This is a genomic window from Okeania sp. SIO2B9, from assembly GCF_010672505.1.
GTDB classification, from domain to species: Bacteria; Cyanobacteriota; Cyanobacteriia; order Cyanobacteriales; family Microcoleaceae; genus Okeania; species Okeania hirsuta.
The window spans coordinates 1-1430 of sequence record NZ_JAAHGK010001613.1 but is presented as its reverse complement, the minus strand read 5'-3'; the positions used below and the strand labels follow the sequence as shown (position 1 = coordinate 1430).

The 1430-nt window shown below is 39.7% G+C and carries 1 protein-coding gene; it reads right to left on the bottom strand.

Annotation, left to right across the window (positions count from 1 at the left end; all coding sequences use genetic code 11):
* Nucleotides 1–1020: 1020 nt before the first annotated feature.
* Nucleotides 1021–1284, bottom strand: a complete 264-nt coding sequence (locus F6K13_RS33105; protein WP_094672637.1) for a hypothetical protein — start codon at nucleotides 1282–1284, stop codon at nucleotides 1021–1023.
* Nucleotides 1285–1430: the final 146 nt, after the last annotated feature.

Genomic DNA, 1430 nt, shown 5'->3' with positions numbered 1-1430 from the left:
TAATGCCCATAAAATCGCGATTTTTCTTCCTTTCCCTTTTCTTTTCCTAAAATGTTCTTGTTTCCCATCATTGCACTTATAAATAATCCTAGTTTTTACTCCATTTGAACTATTTCAACTGAGGAAAAGTTGCAGTTACTACTGCATAATTGCAGAAATTTAACTCTACTTCTCCTCAGTTGAAATAGTTCAAATGGAGTAAAAACTAGGATTATTTATAAGTGCAATGATGGGAAACAAGAACATTTTAGGAAAAGAAAAGGGAAAGGAAGAAAAATCGCGATTTTATGGGCATTTAATCGTCGAAATACTCCCTTTTCCCCTGTTTCCCTACAACCTCTTTCCTGTCTGACAAAGGTTTTCAGTGGAATAAGGGACGAATCCCTGAAGGAGGAGTAGAGTTAATTGTTAGTGTAGCATAAAACTTTAGTGCAATAAGCGTAGGTTAGGTTTCGTTCCTCAAACCAACAATAGGATAATTAATTCTAGTAGTAGACTGACACACCTTAAATGGTGCAATAGATGTAGGTTGGGTTGTTTGCGCGATTCATTGCGCAGCATGGGACGTTTGCGGAGCATTTCCAACGGAAAAACCCAACAAAAATCTTTCTCCCCTACTCCCCTACTCCCCTACTCCCCTACTCCCCTACTCCCTAATGCACAGTTTTAGCTGTGTCGGTCCAGTAGGGTGCGTTAGAAGGCTTAAATTAAGACTATGAAAGAGATTCAGCAATCCGTCGTAACGCACCATTGAATATGTGTCGGTCTACTACTAGACTGACACAGCTAAAACTGTGCAATAGATTTTTTGTTTCTAGGTGTCTTTTTCTCCCCACCCTCCCCACACTTCCCACCCTCCCCACACCCCACATCTAACGCACCATTGAATATGTGTCGGTCTACTACGTTTATGATTTAGTGCCTAGATAAATGGTGAGTATATAATTATGAGGTGTTATGCCAAAATGTAGGCAAAGTTGTAAAGACTTTGCCATTTAACCAATATCTTGATGAAGAAAACTAGGAAGAAGAACCTCCAAACATAGCATCAAGAATTGCAGCTCCTACCGCTAAAACTTCCACTGTTCTCGTTGTTCCCATAGTCGTATCTCCAAGGACGTTTCCTTCTGTATCTATTGCCATATATTGTTGACCATTCGTCCCTTCATAATAGACAATAAATCCATCTGCTGCCTCTTGATAGCCGAGATATTCAGCGAAGGGGTGATAGTGGGCAACAGCTTCAGCAAACATCCGGTGCATAACAATTTCAGATGCAGACATATATCAATATTCTCCTGTTTTTTGTTGGTATGGGCGATCAGTAGTAAGCGATCGCCTGGATGATTTTTTCAATAACTAAATTAGATTTTGCTAGTGAAGCTCAAGAAAACTTTTTTTTGCCTCACAATTAATACTCTACAAGGCGA